This window comes from Brachybacterium horti (assembly GCF_054777615.1).
Genome location: NZ_BAAHAM010000001.1, coordinates 1086969 through 1111293, shown reverse-complemented (window position 1 = coordinate 1111293; position 24325 = coordinate 1086969). Strand labels below are relative to the sequence as shown.

Annotated in this window: 21 protein-coding genes and 2 tRNA genes; 7 read left to right on the top strand and 16 right to left on the bottom strand. The window is 72.8% G+C overall.

Going from position 1 to position 24325, the window contains the following annotated elements; translation table 11 throughout:
• Positions 1 to 3 precede the first annotated feature (3 nt).
• Positions 4 to 987, bottom strand: a complete 984-nt coding sequence (locus tag ACYVAP_RS05075; RefSeq protein WP_343903800.1) for a Bug family tripartite tricarboxylate transporter substrate binding protein — start codon at positions 985 to 987, stop codon at positions 4 to 6.
• A gap of 184 nt (positions 988 to 1171) precedes the next feature.
• Between ACYVAP_RS05075 and tcuA the strand changes: the two genes are divergently transcribed.
• The gene (gene tcuA / locus ACYVAP_RS05070) at positions 1172 to 2632 is read left to right on the top strand and encodes an FAD-dependent tricarballylate dehydrogenase TcuA (RefSeq protein ID WP_498859819.1); all 1461 of its coding nucleotides are present in this window, start codon (positions 1172 to 1174) and stop codon (positions 2630 to 2632) included.
• Between the two features lie 52 nt (positions 2633 to 2684).
• Complete coding sequence (locus ACYVAP_RS05065) at positions 2685 to 3356, top strand: GntR family transcriptional regulator (protein WP_498859818.1); 672 nt, start codon at positions 2685 to 2687, stop codon at positions 3354 to 3356.
• Between the two features lie 69 nt (positions 3357 to 3425).
• Here the strand turns inward: ACYVAP_RS05065 and aceB are convergent, their stop codons facing one another.
• Together aceB and aceA are read right to left on the bottom strand one after the other, a co-directional pair.
• Complete coding sequence (gene aceB, locus ACYVAP_RS05060) at positions 3426 to 5075, bottom strand: malate synthase (RefSeq protein WP_498859817.1); 1650 nt, start codon at positions 5073 to 5075, stop codon at positions 3426 to 3428.
• Positions 5076 to 5128: 53 nt separating this feature from the next.
• Positions 5129 to 6445 (bottom strand): isocitrate lyase, encoded by a 1317-nt coding sequence (gene aceA, locus ACYVAP_RS05055; RefSeq protein WP_498859816.1) that lies wholly within the window; start codon positions 6443 to 6445, stop codon positions 5129 to 5131.
• Between the two features lie 157 nt (positions 6446 to 6602).
• Here aceA and ACYVAP_RS05050 point away from each other — a divergent pair, with 157 nt between their 5' ends.
• Positions 6603 to 8099, top strand: coding sequence for a helix-turn-helix transcriptional regulator (locus tag ACYVAP_RS05050; RefSeq protein ID WP_137769372.1), 1497 nt, complete (start codon positions 6603 to 6605; stop codon positions 8097 to 8099).
• A 17-nt stretch (positions 8100 to 8116) separates the two neighbouring features.
• Here ACYVAP_RS05050 and crcB read toward each other — a convergent pair whose 3' ends face one another.
• From crcB to ACYVAP_RS05035, 3 genes are read right to left on the bottom strand one after another with little or no spacing between them, the layout of a single operon-like run.
• Positions 8117 to 8494, bottom strand: coding sequence for a fluoride efflux transporter CrcB (crcB, locus tag ACYVAP_RS05045; RefSeq protein WP_137769373.1), 378 nt, complete (start codon positions 8492 to 8494; stop codon positions 8117 to 8119).
• Complete coding sequence (locus ACYVAP_RS05040; protein WP_498859815.1) at positions 8491 to 8925, bottom strand: CrcB family protein; 435 nt, start codon at positions 8923 to 8925, stop codon at positions 8491 to 8493. The genes crcB and ACYVAP_RS05040 overlap by 4 nt, the downstream gene beginning before the upstream one ends.
• Positions 8922 to 9722, bottom strand: coding sequence for a Rossmann-fold NAD(P)-binding domain-containing protein (locus tag ACYVAP_RS05035; protein WP_498859814.1), 801 nt, complete (start codon positions 9720 to 9722; stop codon positions 8922 to 8924). Before ACYVAP_RS05035 ends, ACYVAP_RS05040 begins: the two co-directional genes overlap by 4 nt.
• Positions 9723 to 10057: 335 nt before the next feature.
• Between ACYVAP_RS05035 and ACYVAP_RS05030 the strand changes: the two genes are divergently transcribed.
• Positions 10058 to 10690, top strand: a complete 633-nt coding sequence (locus ACYVAP_RS05030; RefSeq protein WP_498859813.1) for a DNA-binding protein — start codon at positions 10058 to 10060, stop codon at positions 10688 to 10690.
• Between the two features lie 68 nt (positions 10691 to 10758).
• On the opposite strand, the gene ACYVAP_RS05025 is transcribed toward ACYVAP_RS05030, so the two are convergent.
• The 3 genes from ACYVAP_RS05025 to ACYVAP_RS05015 form a co-directional block, all read right to left on the bottom strand.
• Positions 10759 to 10831 (bottom strand) — tRNA-Ala (locus ACYVAP_RS05025).
• A gap of 47 nt (positions 10832 to 10878) precedes the next feature.
• On the bottom strand, positions 10879 to 11088 hold the full coding sequence (locus ACYVAP_RS05020; RefSeq protein ID WP_168197999.1) for a DLW-39 family protein: 210 nt from the start codon (positions 11086 to 11088) through the stop codon (positions 10879 to 10881).
• 5 nt (positions 11089 to 11093) lie between these two features.
• Positions 11094 to 11167: transfer RNA gene (locus tag ACYVAP_RS05015), tRNA-Ile, on the bottom strand.
• A 175-nt stretch (positions 11168 to 11342) separates the two neighbouring features.
• On the opposite strand from ACYVAP_RS05015, the gene ACYVAP_RS05010 reads away from it, so the two are divergent.
• Positions 11343 to 12881, top strand: coding sequence for a molybdopterin-binding protein (locus ACYVAP_RS05010; protein WP_498859812.1), 1539 nt, complete (start codon positions 11343 to 11345; stop codon positions 12879 to 12881).
• Between the two features lie 3 nt (positions 12882 to 12884).
• On the opposite strand, the gene ACYVAP_RS05005 is transcribed toward ACYVAP_RS05010, so the two are convergent.
• Positions 12885 to 13610 (bottom strand): hypothetical protein, encoded by a 726-nt coding sequence (locus tag ACYVAP_RS05005; protein ID WP_498859811.1) that lies wholly within the window; start codon positions 13608 to 13610, stop codon positions 12885 to 12887.
• Between the two features lie 91 nt (positions 13611 to 13701).
• Between ACYVAP_RS05005 and ACYVAP_RS05000 the strand changes: the two genes are divergently transcribed.
• Both ACYVAP_RS05000 and ACYVAP_RS04995 read left to right on the top strand, forming a co-directional pair.
• Positions 13702 to 14142, top strand: a complete 441-nt coding sequence (locus ACYVAP_RS05000; RefSeq protein WP_498859810.1) for a GNAT family N-acetyltransferase — start codon at positions 13702 to 13704, stop codon at positions 14140 to 14142.
• A gap of 34 nt (positions 14143 to 14176) precedes the next feature.
• A complete protein-coding gene (locus tag ACYVAP_RS04995; RefSeq protein ID WP_498859809.1) occupies positions 14177 to 14656 on the top strand; it encodes an aminoacyl-tRNA deacylase in 480 nt (159 codons plus the stop codon).
• A 104-nt stretch (positions 14657 to 14760) separates the two neighbouring features.
• Here the strand turns inward: ACYVAP_RS04995 and ACYVAP_RS04990 are convergent, their stop codons facing one another.
• From ACYVAP_RS04990 to dnaN, 6 genes are all read right to left on the bottom strand, one after another.
• Positions 14761 to 15318 carry a DUF3566 domain-containing protein gene (locus tag ACYVAP_RS04990; protein ID WP_103385031.1) on the bottom strand — a complete coding sequence of 186 codons (558 nt, stop codon included), beginning with the start codon at positions 15316 to 15318 and terminating at the stop codon, positions 14761 to 14763.
• 3 nt (positions 15319 to 15321) lie between these two features.
• Entirely contained in the window at positions 15322 to 18174 is a 2853-nt protein-coding gene (gene gyrA, locus ACYVAP_RS04985) for a DNA gyrase subunit A (RefSeq protein WP_498859808.1), read from the bottom strand.
• Between the two features lie 72 nt (positions 18175 to 18246).
• Complete coding sequence (gene gyrB / locus ACYVAP_RS04980; protein ID WP_498859807.1) at positions 18247 to 20394, bottom strand: DNA topoisomerase subunit B; 2148 nt, start codon at positions 20392 to 20394, stop codon at positions 18247 to 18249.
• A 457-nt stretch (positions 20395 to 20851) separates the two neighbouring features.
• On the bottom strand, positions 20852 to 21664 hold the full coding sequence (locus tag ACYVAP_RS04975; RefSeq protein ID WP_498859806.1) for a DciA family protein: 813 nt from the start codon (positions 21662 to 21664) through the stop codon (positions 20852 to 20854).
• Positions 21661 to 22932, bottom strand: coding sequence for a DNA replication/repair protein RecF (recF, locus tag ACYVAP_RS04970; RefSeq protein WP_264450781.1), 1272 nt, complete (start codon positions 22930 to 22932; stop codon positions 21661 to 21663). The genes ACYVAP_RS04975 and recF overlap by 4 nt, the downstream gene beginning before the upstream one ends.
• Before the next feature lie 19 nt (positions 22933 to 22951).
• A complete protein-coding gene (gene dnaN / locus ACYVAP_RS04965) occupies positions 22952 to 24076 on the bottom strand; it encodes a DNA polymerase III subunit beta (protein WP_498859805.1) in 1125 nt (374 codons plus the stop codon).
• Positions 24077 to 24325 lie beyond the last annotated feature (249 nt).

Genomic DNA, 24325 nt, shown 5'->3' with positions numbered 1-24325 from the left:
TCCTCACAGCCCGAGGTCCGAGACGATGCCCCGGGCCTGCTCGGTCTCGTCGGCGATGTACTGGGCGAAGTCGTCGCCGGTGAGGAAGGAGTCCGTCCAGTCGTTGCGCTGGAGGGTGTCCTTCCACTCGGCGCTCTCGCGCATCTCGGTGATGATCGCGGTGAACTCCGCGCGGGCCTCCTCGGTGATCCCGGGGGCGGCGACGAGGCCGCGCCAGTTGGACATGGCGATGTCCACGCCGAGCTCGGTGAAGGTGGGCACGTCGATGCCGTCCAGGCGCTCCGGGGAGGAGATCGCGAGGGCGCGCAGGGTGCCCGCCTCGATCTGGTCGGAGAGCTCGTTGTACCCGGAGCTGCCGGCCGTCGTGGTGTGGGAGAGCAGGGAGTTCAGGGCCTCGCCGCCGCCGGAGTAGGCGATGTAGTTGAGGTCCTTCGGGTCGATCCCGGCGAGCTGGGCGAGGCGCCCGCTCATGAGGTGGTCGATCGAGCCGAGGGAGCCGCCGCCGATCGAGGTGCCGCGGGGGTTCTCCTTCCAGGCCGCGAGGAAGCCGTCGAGGTCCTGGATCTCGGAGTCCGCGGGGACCACGAGGGCGGCGAAGTCGTCGGCGAGGCGGGCGATGGGGACGACGTCGGCGAGGGTCGTGTCGCCCTCGTCGAGGGCGATCGCGCCGACCATGACGCCGCCGGTGACGAGCAGGGTGTCCTCGGAGCCGGTCTGGCCCACGAACTGGCTGAGGCCGATCGTGCCGCCCGCGCCGGGGATGTTCACCACCTGCACGTTGTTGACGATCGAGGCGCCGCGCAGCACCTGCTGGGCCTCGCGGGCGAAGCCGTCCCAGCCGCCGCCGGGGGCGGCGGGGGCGATCAGGGTCAGGGTGCTGCGGGCCTCGGCGCGCCCGCTGGATCCGGCGGCGCTGGCGAGGGCCGCTCCCGTGGTCACGGCGACCACCGCCCCGAAGGCGCCATGGAGGAGGGTCCTCCGCTGCATGCTCCACTCTCCTCGAACATCGTCGTCCCGCCGGTCTGGCGGAGTGGTCCGGTGAGTGTATGCACGGCGAGGAAGCGGCGCGCAACACGCTTGCCGTCTGTTCTCCCTGGACACACGTGTATCCGCCTGAGAACATCAGGATGCGCGACGAGGACCTGTCGCGACCGGACCGAAGGGATGCCCCATGCAGCACGACGCCGACGTCATCGTGGTGGGAGGCGGCAACGCCGGCTTCAGCGCGGCCCACGCCGCCGCGGAGCGCGGCCGCTCCGTGATCGTCCTCGAGCGCGGCGAGGGCCCCACGGCCGGCGGCAACAGCTTCTTCACCGCGGGCGCCACCCGCATCGCCCACGAGGGCCTCGCCCAGCTCCAGGAGTTCGTCGAGCCGGACGACCGCCACGCCGTCTCCACCGTCCCGCCCTACTCCGAGCAGGAGTACCTCGCGGATCTCGAGCGCGTCACCGAGGGCCGCAACGACCCGGAGCTCAGCGCCGTGCTCGTCGCCGAGGCCCAGCCCACCCTGCGCTGGCTCGCGGGCCTGGGCCTGCGCTACCGCCTCATGTACGAGCGCCAGGCCTACGCCCGGCCGGACGGCACGTACCTCTTCTGGGGCGGACTGCACGTGGGCAACGTCGGCGGCGGCGAGGGCCTCGTCGCCGATCACACCGCCGTCGCCGCGCGCCTCGGGGAGGACGTCCGCTACGGGCACCGCGCGCTCGAGCTCGTCGTCGAGGACGGCGCCGTGGTGGGCGTGGTCGCCGAGCACGCGGGCGAGCGGGTGACCCTCCGCGCCGAGTCCGTGGTCCTCGCCGCAGGCGGCTTCGAGGCGAGCGCGGAGCTGCGCGCCGAGCACCTCGGCGAGCGCTGGGCCGCCGCGAAGGTGCGCGGCACGGCCTTCGACGTCGGGGACATGATCACCGCGGGGCTCGCCGTCGGCGCCGCGAAGGGCGGGGACTGGTCCACCTGCCACAGCGTCCAGTGGGACGCCTTCCACCCCCGCAACGAGGGCAACCTCGCACTCACCAACCGCCTCACCCGGCAGTCCTACCCGCTGGGGATCCTCGTGAACACCGAAGGCCGCCGCTTCCTCGACGAGGGCGCGGACTTCCGCAACTACACCTACGCCAAGTACGGCAAGGTCATCCTCGAGCAGCCCGGCTCCCTCGCCTTCCAGGTGTTCGACGCCGCGACCCGGCCGCTGCTGCGCGCCGAGGAGTGCGAGATGCCCGGCGTCTCCGAGCTGCGCGCGGAGACCCTCGAGGAGCTCGCCGCCCTCATGGAGGTCCCTGCGGAGCAGCTGCGCTGCACGGTCGAGGACTTCAACGCCTCGATCGTGGAGGCGCCGCTGGATCCCACGGTCAAGGACGGCCGACGTGCCGCGACCACGCCGCCGAAGTCGAACTGGGCGAGCGCGATCGCCGAGGCGCCCTTCTACGCCTACCCCGTGACCTGCGGGATCACCTTCACCTTCGGCGGGCTCAAGGGGGACACGGAGGGCCGGGTGCTCGATGCGCAGGGCGCGCCGATCCCGGGCCTGCTCGTGTGCGGGGAGATGCTCGGCGGGCTGTTCTCCACGAACTACCCCGGCGGCTCGGGTCTCGCCGCGGGCGCCGTCCTCGGCCGCCGCGCAGGGTCGATCGCATAGCGCCCACTAGGCTCACCGCTCAGCACACCCCGCACCCGCCAGGAGGACCGGAATGAGTGGTCGTCACGACCGCGAGAGCATCTTCGCGCTCCTGCACGCGGAGATCCTCGACGGCACCCTCGCCCCCGGCACGCCCCTGCGCGAGGTGGCGCTCGCGGAGCGCTTCGAGGTCTCCCGCACCCCCGTGCGGGACGCCCTGTCCCGCCTCGAGCAGGCGGGGCTGCTCACCCGCGCCCAGCGGGGCCTCGAGGTGCAGAGCGTGGACCCGCAGACGATCATGCAGGTCTACGACGCGCGCATCCTGCTCGAGGAGCAGGTCGCAGGGGACGCGGCCCTGCAGCGCACGGTGAGCGACGTGCTGCGCATCGAGGCCCTGCTCGAGCGGGACCGCGCGCTCATCGCCCGGGACGACGCCGCGCTCATCCGCGCGAACCTCGAGTTCCATCACGCCGTGTGGACGGCGAGCCATAACCCGGTGCTGCAGGACCTGCTCGCCCAGCTCTCCCGCCACCTCGTCCACGCCCCCCATTCGACGCTCACCGTCGAGGGCCGCTGGGAGCAGGCGCTCGAGGAGCACGCCCGGCTCGTCGCGGCGATCTCCGCGCGGGACGCGGACGCCGCCCGCGCGACCGCCCGTGCGCACTTCGAGACCGCCCGCGCGATCCGCCTGGACCTGCTGCGCGCCTCCGCGCGCGAGGAGACCACGGCCTCCGCCGCCGGCTGACCTCGTGCGCACCGCGCGCACGTCGGCGCCGGCAGGTCCGAGGACCCGCCGGCGCCGAGGTGCTCCGGCTCAGCTGAGGAAGCGGTCGTAGGCGGCGTTGGTGAGGAAGGCCGGGAAGTCCTCGCCGAGGACGGCGTCCCGCAGCAGCTCGGCGGCGTCGGCCGCGCGGCTGCCCTCCTCGCGGCCCATCTCCTCCGCGTAGCGCTCGATGAGGAACTCGACCTTCTCGCGCACCACGGGCATCCCGTCGGCCGTGGTCATGCCCTGGTTGATCCACAGCCACAGCTGCGAGCGGGAGATCTCCGCGGTCGCGGCGTCCTCCATGAGGTGGTCGATCGCCGCGGCGCCCTGGCCGCGCAGCCAGCTGTCGAGGTAGCGCAGCGCGACCCGCACGTTCTGGCGGACCCCGGTCTCGGTGATCGCGGCGCCCTCCACGGACATGTCCAGCAGGTCCTCCGCGGTGACGTGCACGTCCTCGCGCAGGCGGTGGCGCTGGTCGGGGTCGGTGCCGAGCACGGCGTCGAACTCCGCCTGGGCCGCGGGCACGAGGTCCGGGTGCGCCACCCAGGTGCCGTCGAAGCCGTCGGTCGCCTCGCGGCGCTTGTCCTCGGAGACCATCTCGAGCGCCTGCCGGGTGACCTCCGGGTCGCGGCGGTCCGGGATGAAGGCGCTCATGCCGCCGATCGCGTGGGCCCCGCGCTGGTGGCAGGTGCTCACCAGCAGCTCCGTGTACGCCCGCATGAACGGGACGGACATGGTGAGCTCGCCGCGGTCCGGCAGCACGCGGCGGCGGCCGCGATCGCGGAACATCTTGATGACGCTGAAGAGGTAGTCCCAGCGGCCCGCGTTCAGGCCCGCGCAGTGGTCGCGCAGCTCGTAGAGGATCTCCTCCATCTCGAAGGCCGCGGGGAGGGTCTCGATGAGCACGGTCGCGCGGATCGTGCCGTGCTCGAGGCCCAGCTCCCGCTCGGTCTTCGTGAACACCTCGTCCCAGAGCCGCGCCTCCTGGTGGGACTCGAGCTTGGGGAGGTAGAAGTACGGGCCGCGGCCGCGCTCGATCAGCTCGCGGGCGTTGTGGAAGGCGTAGAGGCCGAAGTCCACGAGGCCGGCGACGGCCCGTCCGGTGCGGCCGCGGGGGCAGGTGTAGCGCAGGTGCGCCTCGCTCAGGTGCCAGCCGCGGGGGCGCAGCACGATCGTCGGGGTCTCCTCGCCGAGGCGGTACTCCTTGCCCTGCGGGGAGGTGAAGTCGATCTGCCGACGGATCGCGTCGAACAGGTTCACCTGCCCGCCGACGATGTTCTCCCAGGTGGGGCTGAGGGCGTCCTCGTGGTCGGCGAGCCAGACGCGGGCGCCGGAGTTCATGGCGTTGATCGCCATCTTCCGGTCGGTGGGGCCGGTGATCTCCACGCGGCGGTCCTCGAGGCCGGGGCCGGGGCCCGCGACCCTCCAGCCCGGGTCATCGCGGATCGCGGCGGTCTCGGGGAGGAAGTCGAACATGGAGCCCGCGCCGATCGCGTCGCGGCGCAGCTCGCGGGTGCGCAGCAGCTGGTAGCGGCGGTTCTCGTAGAGGTCGTGGAGGTGGGCGACGAAGTCGAGCGCCTCGGGGGTGAGGATCTCGTCGAACCGGTCGTGCATCGGGCCCAGCACGGTGAGCGTGCCGCGGGGCTCGTCGCCCCGCTCGGTGGTGGTGGTCGTGGTGCGGTCCTGGGTGATGGTCATCGTTCTGCTCCTGCTCGGGAGGTGGGGCCGGGTGGTCGGGGGCCGGCGAGCGCTCAGTGGAACTGGGCGGTCTCGGTGGAGCCGGCGAGGGCGAGGGTGCTGCTGCCCGGGTTCAGCGCGGTCGCGACCCGGTCGAAGTACCCGGTGCCCACCTCGGCCTGGTGGCGATGGGCGGTGAAGCCGGCGGCGGCGGAGGCGAACTCCGCCTCCTGGAGGTCCACGAAGGCGCTCATCTGGCGCTCCTCGTAGCCCCGGGCCAGCTCGAACATGCCGTGGTTGAGGGAGTGGAACCCGGCGAGGGTGATGAACTGGAAGGCGTAGCCCATGGCGGCGAGCTCGCGCTGGAAGCGGGCGATCTCGTCGTCGTCGAGGTGGCGCTTCCAGTTGAAGCTGGGCGAGCAGTTGTAGGCGAGGCGCTGCTCGGGGAAGTCCGCGTGGATCCGCTCGGCGAAGGCGCGGGCCAGCTCGAGGTCCGGCTCCGCGGACTCCACCCACAGCAGGTCCGCGTAGGGGGCGTAGGCGAGGCCGCGAGCGATGACGGGCTCGATGCCCGGTCGCACCTCGTAGAAGCCCTCCGCGGTGCGCTCCCCGGTGAGGAACTCGCGGTCCCGCTCGTCGATGTCGCTGGTCAGCAGGTTCGCGGCGAGGGCGTCGGTGCGGGCGATGATGACGGAGGGCACGCCGGCGACGTCCGCGGCGAGGCGGGCGGCGTTCAGGGTGCGCACGTGCTGGGAGGTGGGGATGAGGACCTTGCCGCCCATGTGCCCGCACTTCTTCTCGCTCGCGAGCTGGTCCTCCCAGTGCACGCCCGCGGCGCCCGCCTCGATCATCGAGAGCATGAGCTCGTAGGCGTTCAGCGGGCCGCCGAACCCGGCCTCGGCGTCGGCGACGACGGGCGCGAGCCAGTCGCGGCTCGTGGTGCCGGCCTCCGCGTGCTCGATCTGGGCGGCGCGCATGAGCGCGTTGTTGATGCGCCGCACGACGTGGGGGACCGAGTTGGCGGGGTAGAGGGACTGGTCGGGGTAGGTCTTGCCGGAGAGGTTCGCGTCGGCCGCGACCTGCCAGCCGGAGAGGTAGATGGCCTTGAGGCCGGCGCGCACCTGCTGCACGGCCTGGTTGCCGGTGAGGGCGCCGAGCGCCCGGACCCAGCGGGTGGGGTCCTCGGCGTTCTCCTCGACGAGCTGCCAGAGGGTCTCGGCCCCGCGGCGGGCGAGGGTGTGCTCCTCGCGGACGGGGCCGGCGAGGGAGAGGACGTCCTCCGCGGTGTGGTCGCGGCGGACGCCGCGCCAGCGGGGGTCCACCTCCCAGGAGGCGGCGAGCTCGGCGGCGGTGACGTCCTGGTCTCCGTGGCGACGGGTGAACTGGTCCATGATGGCCTCCTTCGGCCGCAGCGTTGCGGGGGAACACCGGTGAACTTCACCGGGTGCTCCCACCCTGGTGCCCCCGCAACCCCCTGCGAAGGGGAGATTCCGAAGAACTTTTCCCGAAGTTCTGTCCTGGAGAACTTCCACGTGGCACCCTGCCTCCATGGCGCACGACGACGTGACCCCCGCCCCCGGCCGCTCCCCCGCGGCCACGTTCCCCGACGAGGACCCCACCGACCAGCTCACCGTCGGCCGGCGCATCCGCGCCCGCCGCCTCGAGCAGGGGCTCTCCCTGCGCGAGCTCGCGCAGGCGCTGGACCGCGCCCCCTCCCAGCTCTCCGTCATCGAGAACGGCCGCCGCGAGCTGCGACTCGGCGAGCTGCGCCGCATCGCCGCGGTGCTCGAGGTGGAGGTCGCGGACCTCCTGCGCCCCGAGCCGCCCACGCGCCGCGCGGCCCTCGAGATCGCCCTCGAACGGGCCCAGGCCGGCGCCCTCTACCAGGGCCTCGACCTGCCCGAGCTGCCCGTGCGCCGCTCGCTGAGCGACGCCGCGATCGAGACGATCCTCGGGCTGCACGAGGAGCTGCGACGGCTCCATGAGGAGCGCGCGGCGACCCCGGAGGAGGCCCGCCGCGTCAACGGCCAGCTGCGCGAGGAGCAGTCCCGCAGCGGCAACTACTCCCCCGAGCTCGAGGCCACCGCCCGGGAGCTGCTGGACCGGATCGACCACGCCGGCGGCCCCCTCTCCCACCGCAAGGTCTCCCTGCTCGCCGGGGAGCTCGGCTTCACCCTGCACTCGGTGCCGGACCTCCCCCACTCCACCCGCTCGATCACCGACGCGGAGACGATGCGGATCTACCTGCCGCTCGAGCGGGGCGGTGCCGACCCGCGGATCACGGTGCTGCAGGCGATCGCCGCGCACGTGCTCGGCGAGCAGGAGCCCGCGGACTACGGCGAGCTGCTGCGCCAGCGGGTCGAGGTCAACTACCTCGCCTCCGCGCTGCTGCTGCCGGAGGAGGGCGCGGCGGAGTTCCTGCGGGCCGCGAAGGCGCAGCGGGAGCTGTCCGTGGAGGACCTCCGGGACGAGTTCGCGGTGAGCTACGAGATGGCCGCGCACCGCTTCACGAACCTCGTCACCCGCCACCTCGACATCCCCGTGCACTTCCTCAAGACCCATTCGAGCGGGGCGATCCTCAAGGCGTACCAGAACGACGAGGTGCGCTTCCCGACGGACGCCCTCGGTGCCGTCGAGGGCCAGGTCGTGTGCCGCTGGTGGAGCGCACGGCAGGTGTTCATGAGCGAGGACCGGATGAGCCCGTACTGCCAGTACACGGACAAGCCCGGCGGCACGTACTGGTGCACGTCGCACATCGAGTCCGGGCAGGGCGGGGAGTACTCGATCTCGGTGGGCACGCGCTTCGAGCACACGCGCTGGTTCCGCGGCCGGGAGACGACGCGCCGCTTCGCCTCCTCGTGCCCCGATCCCACGTGCTGCCGTCGCCCCCGGCCCGAGCTCGCGGAGCGCTGGCAGGGCTCCGCGTGGCCCGTGGCGCGGCTGCACGCCTCGCTGCTCGCGGCGATGCCGTCGGGCACCTTCACCGGGGTGGACCGGGTCGCGATGCTCGAGTTCCTGGACCGGCACGCCCCGCAGCAGCAGTAGGGCGGGAGCTCAGCGGCTCAGAGGAGACTGCCCAGCAGCAGCCCGATCGCGGCCGACGTGGTCGCCGCGACGAGCGTGCCCAGCGCGTTCACGATCCCGTCACGGCGCCGGCCCGCCTGCAGCAGCCGCACCGTCTCGAGGCTCGCGGTGGAGAAGGTCGTGTACCCGCCGAGGAACCCCGTGCCGAGCACGAGCTGCGCCGATCCGGCCAGCAGGTGCTGGCCGACCATCCCCGTGACCAGGCCCAGCAGGAAGGAGCCGGTCACGTTGATGAGGATCGTGCCCCAGGGCAGCGACTCCCCCGCCCGGGAGCGGATCACGCCATCCAGGGCGAAGCGGGTCGCGGCGCCGAGCCCGCCCGCGAGGGAGAGCAGCACGAACAGCAGCGGGCTCATCGCTCACCCCGGGGCCGGGCGAGGGCGGCGCCGGCCATGATGCCGGCGAGGCTCGCCCCGGCGCCCAGCAGCAGCGTCGCCGCGACGTAGGCGAGCGCGAGCAGCGGCCGGCCCGCGCCGAGCAGGCCGGCGGTCGCGACCGCGAAGGTCGAGTAGGTGGTGAAGCCGCCGAGCACGCCCGTGCCGAGGCCCAGGCGCAGCAGGCGGCGCCGTCCCGCGTCCGGTCCGCTGCGGGCGAGGGCCTCGAGCAGCAGGCCCAGCAGGAACGCGCCGAGGACGTTGATGCCGACGATCACCCAGGCCACGCCGCCCGTGGCGGGGACGGCGAGGCTCAGCGCCTCCCGGGCCGCCGTGCCGAGCGTGCCGCCCGCGAGGACCACGGCGAGCAGGCCGGGCCGCAGGTGCGCGGGGCGGCTCTCCGACGTCGTCACGCGCTCTCCCCGGCGAGGATCGCGGCGTACCCCGCGCGATGGTCGGGCACCTCGAGGTGTCCGAGGAGGCGATGGAGCGCGGCGCCGTCGAGCACGGTGCCCGAGCCCGGGTCCGGGAGAGCCCGAGGAGGCACCGGAAGGTCCAGCTGCGCGGCGATGTGGCCCACGACCTCGCCGAGCGGTGCCGGTGCGGCGTCCACCGCGTGCAGCAGTCGGGGCGGGTCCGCGGCCTCGAGCAGGGCGACGACGGCCCGGGCGAGATCCTGCTCGTAGATGCGGTTGGTGCGACGGTCGTGCTCGACGGGCCGCTGCTCGCGCACGGCGCGGATCAGGCGGTCACGGCCGGGACCGTAGATCCCGGCAGCGCGCAGCACGATCGCGTCGAAGAGCTCCCGCGCCGCCTCCTCCCCCTCCACGAGCCGGCGCGCGCGCTCCGATCGGGGGCGTGGAGGATCCGCCTCGGTGAGCGGACGGCTCGCGTCGTACCCCTCGAGCACCCGCGTCGAGGAGATCAGGACCGTGCGGACGGGCAGCGCCGGCACGGCGTCGCGGAGATGCTGCAGCGGCGCGCGGAGGTCGGCGAAGCCCGAGGGCGGCAACGCGATGACCAGGGCATCCGCCGGCGGCAACGGGGACGTGAGCGGTGCGGAGAGATCTGCGGCGACCGGGATGATCCCCTCCGGCAGATCGCGGGGATCACGCCGGAGCCCCAGGACCTCACCGCCGGCCTCCTGGAGCAGCGCGGCGATGCGCAGACCGAGCCGCCCGCAGCCCGCGATCAGCGTCGTCCGTCCCATCAGGCGCCTCCCTCTCCGTGCTCTGCCGACGTTCCCGCCGCAGGACCTGCGGCGATGGCCGACACTACCCCGCACCTCAGTCCGGCCCGGCCCATGGGCCCGGCGCACCGTGCCGCGGCGCGCCGGGCGCTCCCGGGAACGCCGAGACGGCCGCGCCGTGCTCCTGGCAGAACGCACCGGTTTCCCGCGAGCACCAGCACCCCACACCATCCGCAGATCCTCTCGTGGTTCCGCTGAGTCGTAACGCGCGTAGCGCTTCTGCCGCTACGTGCGTTACGTGCGATAGGCTGACGGAGCGCGGAGAGATCGGCACGCGCCGGACCAGGGAGAACGTCATGACCGAGCAGAACAGCACCGAGACCCAGCCCCTCTCGGAGGCCGAGGAGCGGGCGCTGCAGGCCGCCGAGGCCCTCGCCGCCGCCGATCAGCCGGTCACCGCACGCTCCGTCCGCGAACGGGCCGGCGTCGCCATGGCCGTCGCGAGCGCCGCCGCCACCGCCTGGAACGAGAAGGTCGCCGCCGCGGAGGCCGTCCCGGACATGCCCGACGACGTGCTGCGCCGCTTCGCCGGCGTCTGGGCGGCCGCCCACGAGCAGGCCAAGGGCGCCTTCACCGAGGAGCGGGACGGCCTCCGCGCCTACGTGCGGGAGGTCGAGGCCGAGCGCGACGGCCTGATCTCCGACCTCGAGCAGGAGGAGAGCCGGCGCGAGCAAGAGGTCGCCGCCGTCGAGGACCAGCTCGAGGAGGCGCGGCTCGTGATCACGGACCGCGAGCGCCAGCTCGAGGAGCAGCGTGAGCGGTACGAGGAGCAGGTCACCGCCCTGCAGGACGAGCTGATCGAGACCCGCACCCGGGCCGAGCGCGCGGAGGCGGCGCTCACGGCGCTGCAGGACGTCCTGGGGCCCGCACTGGCCCCGCTCATCGCCGCGGCGCAGAAGAACACCGCCGAGGCGCCCTCGGCGGGCTGACGACCGCACCCCAGACGGACATGCAGAAGGCCCCTCCTCCGGGAGGGGCCTTCTGGTGGATCTGTCCGTGGAGACTAGGGGGGTCGAACCCCTGACCTGAAGCTTGCAAAGCTACCGCTCTACCAACTGAGCTAAGTCCCCTGATGCAGTTGTGGTGCTGCAGCCCGTGGCCGCGTCCCGCCGGGAGGTCAGGCCCGCGGTGCGGGGACGGACTCCGTGGTGTAGACGGTCTCGGCGCGAGGAGCATCCTGCTCGGAGGAGATCTTCTCGGCCTCGGCCCAGAGATCGTCGCGGTGCTGGTCCGCCTCGACCTTGCGCCAGACGAGGACTCCTGCGACGGCGCTTCCGGCCAGCAGGGCGGTGTACGCGAGAAGCTTCTTCACGAGTCCTCCGATCATGGGAGTGGGCCTAACTGGACTTGAACCAGTGACCTCTGTCTTATCAGGACAGCGCTCTAACCGACTGAGCTATAGGCCCATGGGGGCTGGAACCGGATCGTACCGGGTGGGCCACCGACGCACTACTGTACGGGCGCCCCGCCTGCACGTCCAACCGAGAGCCCGTGCTGTACCCGAGGTCACAGCGGATTCGGAGCCTGGGGGCGCACGCTGGCCCTCGCAGCCCGCACGACCACCGCAGGGAAGGGGAGCCCATGACCGCCTCACCGCACATTGTGCGCATCCGCTCCACCCTCGCGGGCGTGGCCGCGGGGCTCGTGCTCGTCGCCGTCGCGGAGCTCGCGTCCCTGCTGTTCAGCGCCTCCTCCGCACCCTTCGTCGCCGTCGGCGGCGCCTTCGTGGACCTGATCCCGGGCGCCCTGAAGGATGTGGTCGTCGCCCTGTTCGGCACGGCGGACAAGCTCGTCCTGTTCCTCTGCATGGGGGTCGTCTACCTCGCGCTCACGGCCGGGATCGGCCTGCTCGGTGTGCGCCGCATCGGGGACGCGGTGCTCGCGCTCACCGCGCTCGGGGTGCTCGCCGCCGTCGTCGTCATGACCCGGCCGGAGAACGCCCCGGCAAGCATGCTGCCCACGCTGCTCGGCACCGCCGTCGGCGCCCCCGCCCTGCTGCTGCTCCTGCGCGGCGCCGCCCGGGAGCGGGAGCCCGGTGACGGCGCCGGCCGGCGCGACCTGCTCGTCAGCGGCGCCGTCGCGATCGGTGCGGTGCTGCTGGGCGCCGGCGCGCGGGTCGTGAACGCCGGGCGCTCCGCCGCGGAGGCCGCGGCCCGCCGCTTCACGATCCCCACGCCCACAGCGCCGGCCCCCGCGGTCCCGGCGAGCGCGCAGGTCACTCTCGCGGGCATGCCCGACGTCGTCACCGCGAACACTGACTTCTACCGCATCGACACGGCCCTCGCCGTGCCGCGCGTGGACCCCTCGACCTGGTCCCTGCGCATCGTGGGCCTCGTGGACCAGGAGCTCACCCTCAGCTTCGAGGAGCTGCTCGCCGAGCCCGCGATCGAGACGACGGTGACGCTCACCTGCGTCTCCAACACCGTCGGCGGGGACCTCGCCGGCAACGCCCGCTGGATCGGGGTGCCCGTGCGCACCCTGCTCGCGCGCGCCGGGGTGCAGGACGGCGCGGACATGGTCCTCTCCCGCTCGGTGGACGGCTTCACCGCCTCCACCCCGCTCGAGGCGCTCACGGATGACCGCGACGCGATCCTCGCGGTCGCCATGAACGGCGAGGCGCTGCCCGCGGAGCACGGATACCCGGTGCGGATGGTCGTGCCGGGGCTGTACGGCTACGTCTCCGCCACGAAGTGGGTCGAGGAGCTGCGGGTGACGACCTTCGCCCAGGAGACGGCCTACTGGACCACCCGCGGCTGGTCGGAGAAGGGGCCGATCAAGACGGCCTCACGCATCGACGTGCCCCGCGACGGGGACCGCCTCGAGGCGGACGACGCCGGCGCCGTGACCCTGGGCGGGACGGCCTGGGCGCAGCACCGGGGCGTGGAGGGCGTGCAGGTGCAGGTCGACGACGGCCCCTGGCAGGACGCGACCCTCGCGACCTCGATCAGCGCCGACACCTGGGTGCAGTGGTCGCTGCCCTGGAACGGGGCGACACCCGGCGAGCACACGGCTCGGGTGCGCGCGACCGACGCGACCGGGGAGCAGCAGACCTCGACCGAGGCACCGCCAGCGCCGGACGGCGCGAGCGGCTGGCACGAGGTGTCCTTCAGCGTGCGGTGAGCCTCAGGCGCGGGGCAGGCCGTCCGGCAGGTCGAGGCCGTGGGAGGCGAGCAGGGCGCGGGCGTCCTCCGGGTCCGCGGCGAGGCGCGCGCAGACCTCCGCCGCGTCCCCCTCGAAGGGGTCGGGGTCCACGAGCGCGGCGAGCCGGTCGAACAGCTCCTGCTGGCTCGCGTGCAGCGGCAGCGGGCGCAGACGGCCGATCACCCCGTGGAGGCTCGCGTAGACCTCCGCCGCCGCAGGCGCGTCCCCGGCGGCGAGCTCGATCGGGAAGCGGTCGGCGGGCAGGGCGAGGCGCTCGTAGTTGGGCTCGGTGACGTCGATCGCCTCGCGCTGCTCGGTGGTGACCCACAGCCCGGTGACCTCCGTGCGCACGCCCGGCGCGGCGAAGGGAGCGGCGGGGACGTAGCCGGGGGCGGAGGCGTGCGCGCTGTGGCCGACGGCGAGACCGCTGACGTGTGCGGTGACCAGCACCGTCGCGGCCTGCGCGTCCTGCAGCAGTCCGGCGCGGGCGTACTTCGCGGCGATCACCTGCGGGTTCCGGTTGGATCCGACGGCGAGCACGAGGTGGCGGGCCTCGAGCCCTGCGGCGCCGAGGCGGGCGAGCGCGGCCTCGGCGGCGGGGAGGTCCGCGGCGGGCTCGGCGGCGCCGCCGGCCCCGAGGACGGCGAGCGGCGGGAGCGCCTCGGGCCAGGGGTAGTCCTGCGGGGGGCGGGGCGCGGCGTCATGCATGTCGCCGAGCGTAGCGGTGGAGGGCGCCGCCGGGCGCGCCGCATCCTGGCCGTCGCCGCAGGGCAGGCTCGTCGCCGCGGAGACTGGTGCCATGACCTCCCCCGCCGCCCTGGATCCCGCCTACGTGCTCACGACGGAGCGCGACCGCATCGACGTCGCGCGCGTGCACCGGCTGCTGCTGGACCACGCGTACTGGGCGGCCGGTCGGAGCCGCGAGCAGCAGGAGGCGATCGTCGCGGCGTCCCGCAACTACGGCCTGCTCGAGCGGGCCACGGGGCAGCAGGTCGGTTACGCGCGCATCGTCACCGACGGCGTGACCTTCGCCTGGCTCGCCGACGTCGTCGTCGACCCCGCCCATCGATCCCGGGGCCTCGGCGCCGCCCTCGTGGACGGGATCCTCGCGGACCTCGAGCCCTTGGGTGTGAAGCGGGTGCTGCTCAAGGCCTCGCCGGAGGGGGCGCCGCTCTATGTCCGTACCGGCTTCGAGGCGCTCGAGGACCCCGAGGCGTGGATGGTGCGGCGGCGGCACTGAGCCGCTCGGGCGGGCGCGCGCCTAGGCTGGCGGCATGAACGAGCAGCGCGCGATCGACGCCCTGGAGGCCTCGGGCCTCGACTTCGAGATCACCCGCCACGGGCGGGTGGGTTCCCTCGCGGAGGCGGCGGCCGCTCGCGGCGTTCAGCCGCGGGACATCGTGAAGTCGCTCGTGGTGCGCCGCGGGGAGGGCGACTTCCTGTTCGTGCTGGTCCCCGGGGACCGGGAGATCTCCTGGCCGCTGCTGCGATCGCTGCTCGGGGTGAACCGCCTGTCCATGCCGGACAAGGAGGTCGCGAAGGACGTGACCGGCTACGAGCGCGGCACCATCACGCCCTTCGGGTCGACGACGGCCTGGCCGGTCGTCGCGGACGCCTCCCTCGTGGGGGACCCGGAGCGCCGGATCTCCGTGGGCGCGGGGGCGCACGGCACGGCCGCGACGGTGAACGCCGAGGCCGCGCTCGCGTTCCTGGATGCGCAGGTCGCCGCGGTCACCGAGCTCCAGCAGGACTGAGCACCCGCCTCCCGACCGCGCAGCCCCGGCAGCCCGGGGACGACGACAGCGGGCGCGCACCCCCGGGGGGTGCGCGCCCGCTGCTCTCCGCGCCGGGGCCCGGATCAGTCGTCGGTGAAGGTGAACTTCAGCCCGCCCAGCAGGGCGGCGACGAGGTTGTACAGGAACGCCAGCAGCGTGCCGAGCGCCGTGATGATCACGACGTTCACCACGGCCACCACGGTCCCGTAGGAGACGAACTTCGAGAAGCTGAAGAAGTCCATGAACGGCAGCGCGTCACCGCCGTTGAGGTCCTTGCCCAGCTGGTCGATCTGCGCCCACAGGCCGATCGCGTCGACGAGGTTCCACAGCAGCACCACGGCCACCACGGTCGCCAGGCCGATCGCGAGCGCGACGAGGAAGGACAGCTTCATCACCGAGAACGGGTCGATCCGGGCGAGGGTCAGCCGCACACGGCGCGGGCCGCGGCGCTCGGCGTCCCCGGCGGGCTTCTTTACGGGACTACGGGAGGCGCCCTTGCCGGCGGACCCCCTGCCGCTGCCCAGGCCGGCCTCGGAGGGCGAGGGCGCGCTGCCCGTGCGGGCGGCCTTCCCCTTCTCCTGGAAGGCGGGAAGCGACGAGGTCTCGTCGGGCGAGGTCCCCTTGGAGGTGCTCGAGGTCACGGATCACTCCTCGGTGATGTCGGCGTCGGTCCCGGCGTCGGCCGGGTCGGACTGGTCAGAGCCTAGCCCGTCAGCGGTCCCCGGCTCCTCACCGGCGTCGCCCTCGGACGGAGCCTTCACAGCATCGCCACCCGCGGCCGGCTCGAGATCGGGCCGCTCCGCGGGGTCGACCTCGTCCTCGTCCACCTCGGACTCGGCGCTCGTGGTGACCAGCAGGATGGTGTCGGCCTTGTCGGGCTTGGCGAACGTGACTCCCATGGTGGTGCGGCCCTTCGCGGGGACCTCCGCCACCTTCGAACGGACCACGCGACCCTTGGCCATGACGACGAGCAGCTCGTCGGACTCCTGGACCACGGCCGCGCCCACGAGGTGACCGCGGTCGTCGGGCAGCTTCGCGACCCGGATGCCCAGGCCGCCGCGGCCCTGCACGCGGTACTCGTCGACATCGGTGCGCTTGGCGAAGCCGCCGTCTGTCACGGTGACCACGAAGGTGCCGGGGCGGACCACGTCCATGGCCAGCAGCTCGTCGTCCTCACGGAACTTCATGCCGGTGACGCCGCTGGTGGAGCGGCCCATCGGACGGAGCACGTCATCGGATGCGGGCATGCGCACGCTCTGGCCGTTGCGGGAGACCAGCAGCAGCTGGTCGTCGCCGTTCACGGCCCGGGCGGCGATCACGCGGTCCGGCTCCGGACCGTCGGGGCCGTCGACGTCGCGCAGGTTGATCGCGATGATGCCGCCGGTGCGGTTGGAGTCGTAGGCCGGCATGGCGGTCTTCTTCACCAGGCCCGAGCGGGTCGCGAGGACCAGGTACTCGGCGTCCTCGTAGCCGTCGATCGCGAGCACGGAGGCGATGTTCTCGTCCGGCTGGAAGGCCATGAGGTTCGCGACGTGCTGGCCCTTGGCGTCACGCGGCGCCTCGGGGAGCTCGTAGCCCTTGGCACGGTAGACGCGCCCCTGGTTGGTGAAGAACAGGATCCACTGGTGGGTGGTCGTGGTGAAGAAGTGCTCGACCACGTCGTCCGTGCGCAGGGACGCGCCGCGCACGCCCTTGCCGCCGCGCTTCTGGGCGCGGTACTGGTCGGTGCGGGTGCGCTTGACGTAGCCGCCCCGCGTGATCGTGACGACCACGTCCTCCTCGGGGATGAGGTCCTCCATCGACATGTCGCCGTCGAAGGGCAGGATGCGCGTGCGGCGGTCGTCGCCGTACTTGTCGACGATCTCGCCGAGCTCCTCGGAGACGATCTGCCGCTGCCGCTCGGGGGAGGCGAGGATCTCCTTGTACTCCTCGATGAGGGCCTGCAGGCGGTCGTGCTCCTCGATGATCTTCTGGCGCTCCAGGGCGGCCAGGCGGCGCAGCTGCATGGCGAGGATGGCGTTGGCCTGGATCTCGTCGATCTCGAGCAGGCCCATGAGGCCCGTGCGCGCCTCGTCGGCGTCCGGGGAGCGGCGGATCAGCGCGATGACCTCGTCGAGCGCGTCGAGCGCCTTGAGGTAGCCGCGGTAGATGTGGATCTGCTCCTCGGCCTTGCGCAGGCGGTACCGGGTGCGCCGCACGATGACCTCGATCTGGTGCTTTGTCCACTCGCGGACGAAGGAGTCGATCGAGAGCGTGCGCGGCACGCCGCCCGCGAGGGCCAGCATGTTCGCGGAGAAGTTCTCCTGCAGCTGGGTGTGCTTGTAGAGGTTGTTCAGCACCACCTTCGCGACGGCGTCCCGCTTGAGGGTCAGCACGAGGCGCTGGCCGGTGCGGCCCGAGGTCTCGTCGGTGATGTCCGCGATGCCCTGCAGGCGGCCCAGCTTCACGAGCTCGGCGATCTTGCGGGCGAGGGTGTCGGGGTTGACCTGGTAGGGCAGCTCCGTGACGACGAGCGACATGCGCCCGTTGATCTCCTCGGTGGAGACGACGGCGCGCTGGGTGATCGAGCCGCGGCCGGTGCGGTACGCCTCCTCGATGCCCTTCGTGCCCACGATCGTCGCGCCCGTGGGGAAGTCGGGGCCCTTGATGAAGCGCAGGCACGCCTCGAGCAGCTCCGGCTTCGTCGCCTCCGGGTTCGTCAGCAGCCACTGCACGGCCTCGGCGACCTCGCGCAGGTTGTGCGGCGGGATGTTCGTCGCCATGCCGACGGCGATGCCGGCGGAGCCGTTGACCAGCAGGTTCGGGAAGCGGGCCGGGAGGATCATCGGCTCGTCGACGGTGCCGTCGTAGTTGTCCTGCATGTCGACCGTGTCCTGGTCGATGTCGCGGACGAGCTCGAGGGCGAGCGGCGCCATCTTGCACTCGGTGTACCGGGGGGCGGCCGCGCCGTCGTCGCCGGCCGAGCCGAAGTTGCCCTGGCCCAGGATCAGCGGGTACCGCATCGACCACGGCTGCACGAGGCGCACCATGGCGTCGTAGATCGCCGAGTCGCCGTGGGGGTGGTAGTTGCCCATGACCTCGCCGACGACCTTCGCGCACTTCGAGAAGGAGCGGTCGGGGCGGTAGCCGCCGTCGTACATCGCGTAGACGATGCGGCGGTGCACGGGCTTCATGCCGTCGCGGACGTCCGGGAGCGCACGCCCCACGATCACGCTCATCGCGTAGTCGAGGTAGGACCTCTGCATCTCCTGGTTGAGGTCGACCTGCGTGACGCGGTCGCCCTCGCCCTCGTCGAGCGGGTCGACGAGGGTGACGGTGCGGGCCTCGGCCTCCGCGGCGGAGACCTCCGTCGCGCCCTCGGGGGTGGGGCCGGCGGGGGCGCCCGGCAGGGCGGAGTCGCCGACCCCGCTCATGGCGGCGTCGGCCGCGCCGTCCTCGGGGACGACGGGCTCATCGGGGGTCGTGGGGTCCTGAGGCGTGTCAGGGGTGTCGCTCATGGAAGGCCTTTCAGCGGTGGCCGGTCAGGGGAGGGACCGCGGGCGCGCGGGGCGCTGCGCCGGGGTCCGGGATCAGATGTCGAGGAAGCGGACGTCCTTCGCGTTCTCCTGGATGAAGCGACGGCGCGCATCGACGTCGTCGCCCATGAGCACGGAGAAGATGGTGTCGGCGTCGGCCGCCTCGTCCACGGTGACCTGCTTGAGGGTGCGGGAGTCGCGGTCCATGGTGGTGGTCTGCAGCTCCTTCCAGTCCATCTCGCCGAGGCCCTTGTAGCGCTGGATGCCGTTGTCCTTGGGGATCCGCTTGCCGGCCGCGCGGCCCGCCTCGAGGTTCGCGTTGCGCTCCTCGTCGCTGAACACGTACTCGTGCGGGGCGTTGGACCACTTCAGGCGGTACAGCGGCGGCATCGCGATGAACACGTGGCCGAGCTCGATGAGCGGGCGCATATAGCGGAAGAGCAGGGTCAGCAGCAGGGTGCAGATGTGCTGGCCGTCGACGTCGGCATCCGCCATGAGGATGATCTTGTGGTAGCGGAGCTTGGTGGCGTCGAAGTCCTCGCCGATCCCCGTGCCGAAGGCCGTGATCAGGGAGCGGACCTCCTGGTTGTCCAGGGCGCGGTCCAGCCGCGCCTTCTCGACGTTGAGGATCTTGCCGCGGATCGGGAGGATCGCCTGGGTGCGCGGGTCGCGCCCGGAGACGGCGGAGCCGCCGGCCGAGTCGCCCTCGACGATGAAGATCTCGCACTCCCCGGGATTGCGGGAGGAGCAGTCGCGCAGCTTGCCCGGCATGCCGCCGGTCTCGAGCGGGGACTTCCGACGGGTCGCGTCGCGCGCCTTGCGGGCCGCCTCGCGGGCGGCGGCGGAGGCCTGGGACTTGATGACGATGGCCTTGGCCTCGGCCGGGTGGGACTCGAACCAGTCCTGCAGCTGGTCCGTCATCACCTTGACCATGAAGGTGCGGGCCACGGTGTTGCCGAGCTTGGTCTTGGTCTGGCCCTCGAACTGGGGCTCGCCGAGCTTGACGGAGACGACGGCCGTGAGGCCCTCGCGGATGTCCTCGCCGGTGAGGTTCGGGTCCTTGTCCTTGAGGATGCCCTGCGCCTTCGCGTAGCGGTTGACGATGGAGGTCAGCGCGCTGCGGAAGCCCTCCTCGTGGGTGCCTCCCTCGTGGGTGTTGATCGTGTTGGCGTAGGTGTGCACCGACTCCGAGAAGGCGGTGGTCCACTGCATCGCGACCTCGACGCTGATCTGCGCCTCGGTGTCCTCGGACTCGAAGGAGACGACCTCGGGGTGGATGACCTCGGCGCGCTTGGCGGAGTTGATGAACTCGACGTAGTCCTGCAGCCCCCGCTCGTAGCGGTAGGAGACGGTGCGCGGGCCCTTGTCCTTCGCCTCGGCGGCGTCGGGGCCGTCGATCTCGACGTCGACGAGGTCCGGGTCCTCCTCGGCCTCGGGGGTGCGCTCGTCGGTGAGCGAGATCCGCAGCCCCTTGTTGAGGAAGGCCATCTGCTGGAAGCGCTTGCGGAGGGTCTCGAAGTCGTAGACGGTCTCGTCGAAGATCTCGCCGTCCGCCCAGAAGGTGATCGTGGTGCCGGTCTCCTCGGTCTCCTCGCCCTTCTCGAGCGGGACCTCGGGCACGCCGCGCGCGTAGGACTGGCGCCAGACGTGGCCGTCGCGGCGGATCTCCACCGCCATCCGGGTCGAGAGGGCGTTGACGACGGAGGAGCCCACGCCGTGCAGGCCGCCGGAGACGGCGTAGCCGCCGCCGCCGAACTTGCCGCCCGCGTGGAGGACGGTGAGCACGAGCTCGACGGCCGGCTTGCCCTCGGTGGGGTGCATGGCGACGGGGATGCCGCGGGCGTGGTCGACGACGCGGACGCCGCCGTCCTCGAGCAGCGTGACCTCGATCGAGTCGCCGTGGCCCGCCATGGCCTCGTCCACGGAGTTGTCGACGATCTCCTGCACCATGTGGTGCAGGCCGCGCTCACCGGTGGAGCCGATGTACATGCCGGGGCGCTTGCGCACCGCCTCGAGGCCCTCGAGCACGGTGATGTCCGAGGCGTCGTAGTGGGTGGGCGCGTGCGCCGCGACCTCACCTGCGGAGAGCGTCGCCTCCGGTCCCGGGGTGCCGGAGGCGGGTGCGCCTCCTGCGGGGGCTCCGGGGACAGTGCCCTCGGGGCCGGCTGCCTGCTCGGCCGTGCTGCGGTCGCTCTCGCTCACCTGTTGCTGCTCCTCGCGATCTGGGACCCCCGGCGGGTGGAGCTCCGGGGGCGGGCGGTCCGGCGTGACCGACGATCGGCATCTCCGCACGACGACGGCCCACGATGGCGACGCGCGCGCACGCGCGCGAGCACCGCGGGCCGCGGTGGCGGGATGCCGGTTGCATCCGGTCCCCTCGCGAGGGCCGGAGGCTCGGGGCGGCGGCAGGCGCGCACCCGGCTCCCGGGCGTCGCCGGCGACCGTCGGCCGGACCTCTCCCAGTCTACCGGACAGAAAGGGCCCATAGCCGCAGGAACACCCCGGAACTGTGGACGACGCAACGCCCAGATCCCCTCAGGCGGTCCGTGACGGCCGCTGGGACCGTTTCGCAGGGGTGAGGATGAGGCCCCGTACCCCTCCCGGGGTCCTGACGCGGCAGCGGGGCGCCTGCGGGGACGGTCCCTCCCGCGGACGGCGCTCAGCCGTAGGTGTCCCGCGGGCCCCTCCACTGGACGGTGCGCCGCCCCTTCTTCCAGCTGCGCTCCGCCGCGGCGGGGCCGGTCACGCGCAGCTCGGAGACCACGTGCGCACCCACGTGCTCCTCGATCGAGGTGATCAGCTGCGGGGTGAGCATGCGCATCTGCGCCGCCCACGCGGAGGAGCTCGCGCTCACCACGAGCACGCCCTCCTCGAAGGAGACGGGCCGGCAGTGGGTCGCGACGCGCTCGCCCACGATCTCGTCCCACTCCTCGAGCACGCGTCCCGTGCTCATCCCCGCGTTCCAGCCCAGGTTCCCGAGCACCTTGCGCAGCACCGACTCGATGCCCTGGGGGTCGCGCGGATCGGGGCGCGCGCCCGAGTAGCCGGGCGAGCGTCCCGAGCGGTCGCGCGCGTCCCGCGCCTGGGTCTTCGCGGAGATCGGGAAGAGACCGCGGTCGCGCGCGGCGGCGCGCGAGCGGTTCACGGCGCGGCGGGCGAGCTCGAAGGGATCGTCCGCTCGCGGCAGCGGCGGCGGGTCCACCTCCTCCTCGGCGACGGGGGACGGCTCGGCGTCCTCCCGTGCCTCCTCCCACGGCTCCGGGTCGCGGTGCGCGCTCGGTGCGGAGCCACGCGTGCCCCGCGACGAGGAGCGGCGGTCACCTGTGGTCCGTGCGGGGGCCGCGACGGGCTCGGGCGCCGGTTCCGGCTCGGGATCCGGTGCCGCGGCAGGGGTCCCGGACCAGGTCGAGAGGTCGTAGGGGTTCGCGAGCCGCGGTCGCCGCGGTCCGTGGGCGGGCGGCCGCCCGCTCATGACGCGGTGCCCCGCGCCGCGCCGTCACCCCGCGGGACCGCATGCCCGAGGGTCACGTCCACGAGCTGGATCGACCCCTCGAGGGAGGTGGGGATGTCGCTGTCGTTCGCGGTCGTGATGAGCACCTGCGAGGCGCCCGTGACGATGCGGCCCAGACGCTCCCGACGGTGCACGTCGAGCTCGCTGAAGACGTCGTCGAGCACGAGGATCGGCTCGCCGTCCCCGAGGTCCCCCTCCTCCAGGCGCAGCAGGTCGTAGCTGGCCAGACGCAGGGCGAGCGCGAGCGACCAGGACTCGCCGTGGCTCGCATAGCCCTTTGCGGGGAAGTCGTGGAGACGGATCTCGAGGTCGTCGCGGTGCGGTCCGGTCAGGGTGACGCCGCGGTCGATCTCCTCGTCGTGCCGGGCGGCGATCAGGGCCAGCAGCGCGTCATGGATCTGCGCGGTCGCGGGCAGCTCGCCAGGGGCCGCGCCCAGCTCGTCGAGCACGGCGGAGCGATAGGCGACATCGGCCGGGGAGCTCACCTCGCCGCGCTGGGCGGGCGGGAGGTCGAGCGCGGAGTCGGCGCCCTCGTCGGTCGCGACCCGCAGGTAGGAGTAGCCGAGGTGCGGGCGGAGCCGGTTCACGAGGTGCAGGCGCGCGCGCAGCAGCTCCGCGCCGTGGCGGGCGAGCTGCTGGTCCCACACCTCGAGCGTGCTCGCCGCGGACTCGGCCGGGTCCAGCCCTCCCACGCTGCGACCGCTGCCGCCGCGGCGCATCGAGCGCATCTGCTTGAGCAGGTTCGAGCGCTGCTTGAGCACCCGGTCGTAGTCCGCCTTGACCGAAGCGTAGCGGGGGGCGATGACGAAGAGCAGCTCGTCGAGGAAACGTCGCCGGCCCTCGGGATCGCCCTTGACCAGGCCCAGGTCCTCGGGGGCGAAGAGCACGGCGCGCACCTCGCCCAGGAGGTCACGCAGGCGCGGGACGTTCTGCCCCTGCAGTCGGGCGCGGTTCGCGCGGCCCGGCGTGATCTCGAGGTCCACCTGGAGCGGTCGCCCCGCGCGCACGAACGAGGCGCGGACGATCGCGGTCGAGGAACCGCGGTGCACGAGGGCCGCGTCGTGGGGGACGCGGTGGCTCGAGAGCGTCGCGAGGTACCACAGCGCCTCGACGACATTGGTCTTGCCCTGGCCGTTCCGGCCCACGAGCACGGTGATGCCGGGGCGGACGGGCAGGTCGAGACGGGGGTACGAGCGGAAATCGGTGAGCTCGAGGGAGGTCAGCTGCACGGAGGGAAGTCTCCCTCCCTCAGATCCGCATCGGCATGATCAGGTACCGGTACGAGGTGTCCGGGGTGCCCTCGAGGGACTCCTGGCCACACATGACGGAGGGCTTGATCGAGTCGGTGAAGGTGAGCCGGGCGAAGTCCTTGCCCAGCGCGCCGAGGCCGTCGAGCAGGAAGCCGGAGTTGAAGCCCACCACGAGGTCCTCGCCCTCGAGCTGCGCCTCGAGCACCTCGCTGGCCTGGGCGTCGTCACCGGCGCCGGCCTCGAGGGCGACCTGGCCCTCGGTGAAGGACAGCCGCACGGGGGTGTTGCGCTCGGCGACGAGGGAGACGCGCTTGACCGCGTCGATCAGGGCGGCGGTGGAGACGACGGCGGTGATCGCGGTGGTCTCGGGGAACAGCCGGCGCACGGGCGGGTACTCGCCGTCCACGAGGGTCGACGTGGTGCGGCGACCGCCGGCCTCGAAGCCGATGAGGTTCGCGGAGGACTCCTGCGCGAGGGCGATCTCGACGCTGCCGCCGGTGGAGAGCGAGCGGGCGACCTCGTGGAGGGTGCGGCCGCGCACCAGGGCGGTGTGCTCGGTGCCGGGGGTGTCCGGGTTCCAGGTCAGCTCGCGCAGCGCGAGGCGGTAGCGGTCGGTCGCCATGAGCGTCATGGTCTCGCCGCTGGTCTCGACCTTCACGCCGGTCAGCAGGGGGAGCGTGTCGTCCTTCGAGGCGGCGACGGTGACCTGCGAGATCGCCTCGGAGAAGACGTCCGCGGGCACGGATCCGGCGCGGTCGGGCATCGTCGGCAGCTGCGGGTACTCCTCGACCGGGAGGGTCGCGAGGGCGAAGCGCGCCGATCCGCAGCGGACCTGCAGCTTCGTGCCCTCGAGGGCGATGCTCACGTTCTTGTTCGGGAGGGCGCGGACGATGTCGGAGAGCATGCGGCCCTGCACGAGCACCTCGCCGGGCTGCTCCACCTCGGCGTCGAGCGAGATCTGCGCGCTGACCTCGTAGTCGAAGGTCGAGAGCTGCAGCTGGCCGGCGGCATCGGCCACGATCCGCACACCCTGCAGGATCGGCATCGCCGGGCGGACGGGGAGGGTGCGGGTGGCCCAGGTGACGGCGTCCCCGAGGACGCCGCGGTCGAGGTGGAACTTCACCGTTGCCACTCCTTCGCAGTGGTCGATCGTCAGAACGGGGCCCAGCGTATCGGTAACTCCGCGCTCCCGACGACACACCGGCGAGGATCCTTGACATCCGCGCTCGCGCTGATGCGGCGAACCGCCCACCCTCGAGCCTTCTCCGTCCTTGCCGCCCTCCCCGCGCCCCGCGATCACCGCCGCCGGATCACACGTCCCGGCAGCGCCCCCTCATCCACATCCCCGTCGAGCTAGAGAACTACAGACCTC

Coding starts and splice junctions, on each gene's coding strand:
- ACYVAP_RS05010 (WP_498859812.1), top strand. CDS start 11,343: ATGACCGCCTCACCGCACATTGTGCGCATCCGCTCCACCCTCGCGGGC.
- aceB (WP_498859817.1), bottom strand. CDS start 5,075: ATGACCATCACCCAGGACCGCACCACGACCACCACCACCGAGCGGGGC.
- ACYVAP_RS05000 (WP_498859810.1), top strand. CDS start 13,702: ATGACCTCCCCCGCCGCCCTGGATCCCGCCTACGTGCTCACGACGGAG.
- ACYVAP_RS05050 (WP_137769372.1), top strand. CDS start 6,603: ATGGCGCACGACGACGTGACCCCCGCCCCCGGCCGCTCCCCCGCGGCC.
- tcuA (WP_498859819.1), top strand. CDS start 1,172: ATGCAGCACGACGCCGACGTCATCGTGGTGGGAGGCGGCAACGCCGGC.
- aceA (WP_498859816.1), bottom strand. CDS start 6,445: ATGGACCAGTTCACCCGTCGCCACGGAGACCAGGACGTCACCGCCGCC.
- ACYVAP_RS05075 (WP_343903800.1), bottom strand. CDS start 987: ATGCAGCGGAGGACCCTCCTCCATGGCGCCTTCGGGGCGGTGGTCGCC.
- ACYVAP_RS05020 (WP_168197999.1), bottom strand. CDS start 11,088: ATGATCGGAGGACTCGTGAAGAAGCTTCTCGCGTACACCGCCCTGCTG.
- ACYVAP_RS04975 (WP_498859806.1), bottom strand. CDS start 21,664: ATGAGCGGGCGGCCGCCCGCCCACGGACCGCGGCGACCGCGGCTCGCG.
- ACYVAP_RS05065 (WP_498859818.1), top strand. CDS start 2,685: ATGAGTGGTCGTCACGACCGCGAGAGCATCTTCGCGCTCCTGCACGCG.
- gyrA (WP_498859808.1), bottom strand. CDS start 18,174: ATGAGCGACACCCCTGACACGCCTCAGGACCCCACGACCCCCGATGAG.
- ACYVAP_RS05030 (WP_498859813.1), top strand. CDS start 10,058: ATGACCGAGCAGAACAGCACCGAGACCCAGCCCCTCTCGGAGGCCGAG.
- crcB (WP_137769373.1), bottom strand. CDS start 8,494: ATGAGCCCGCTGCTGTTCGTGCTGCTCTCCCTCGCGGGCGGGCTCGGC.
- ACYVAP_RS04995 (WP_498859809.1), top strand. CDS start 14,177: ATGAACGAGCAGCGCGCGATCGACGCCCTGGAGGCCTCGGGCCTCGAC.
- ACYVAP_RS05005 (WP_498859811.1), bottom strand. CDS start 13,610: ATGCATGACGCCGCGCCCCGCCCCCCGCAGGACTACCCCTGGCCCGAG.
- ACYVAP_RS05035 (WP_498859814.1), bottom strand. CDS start 9,722: ATGGGACGGACGACGCTGATCGCGGGCTGCGGGCGGCTCGGTCTGCGC.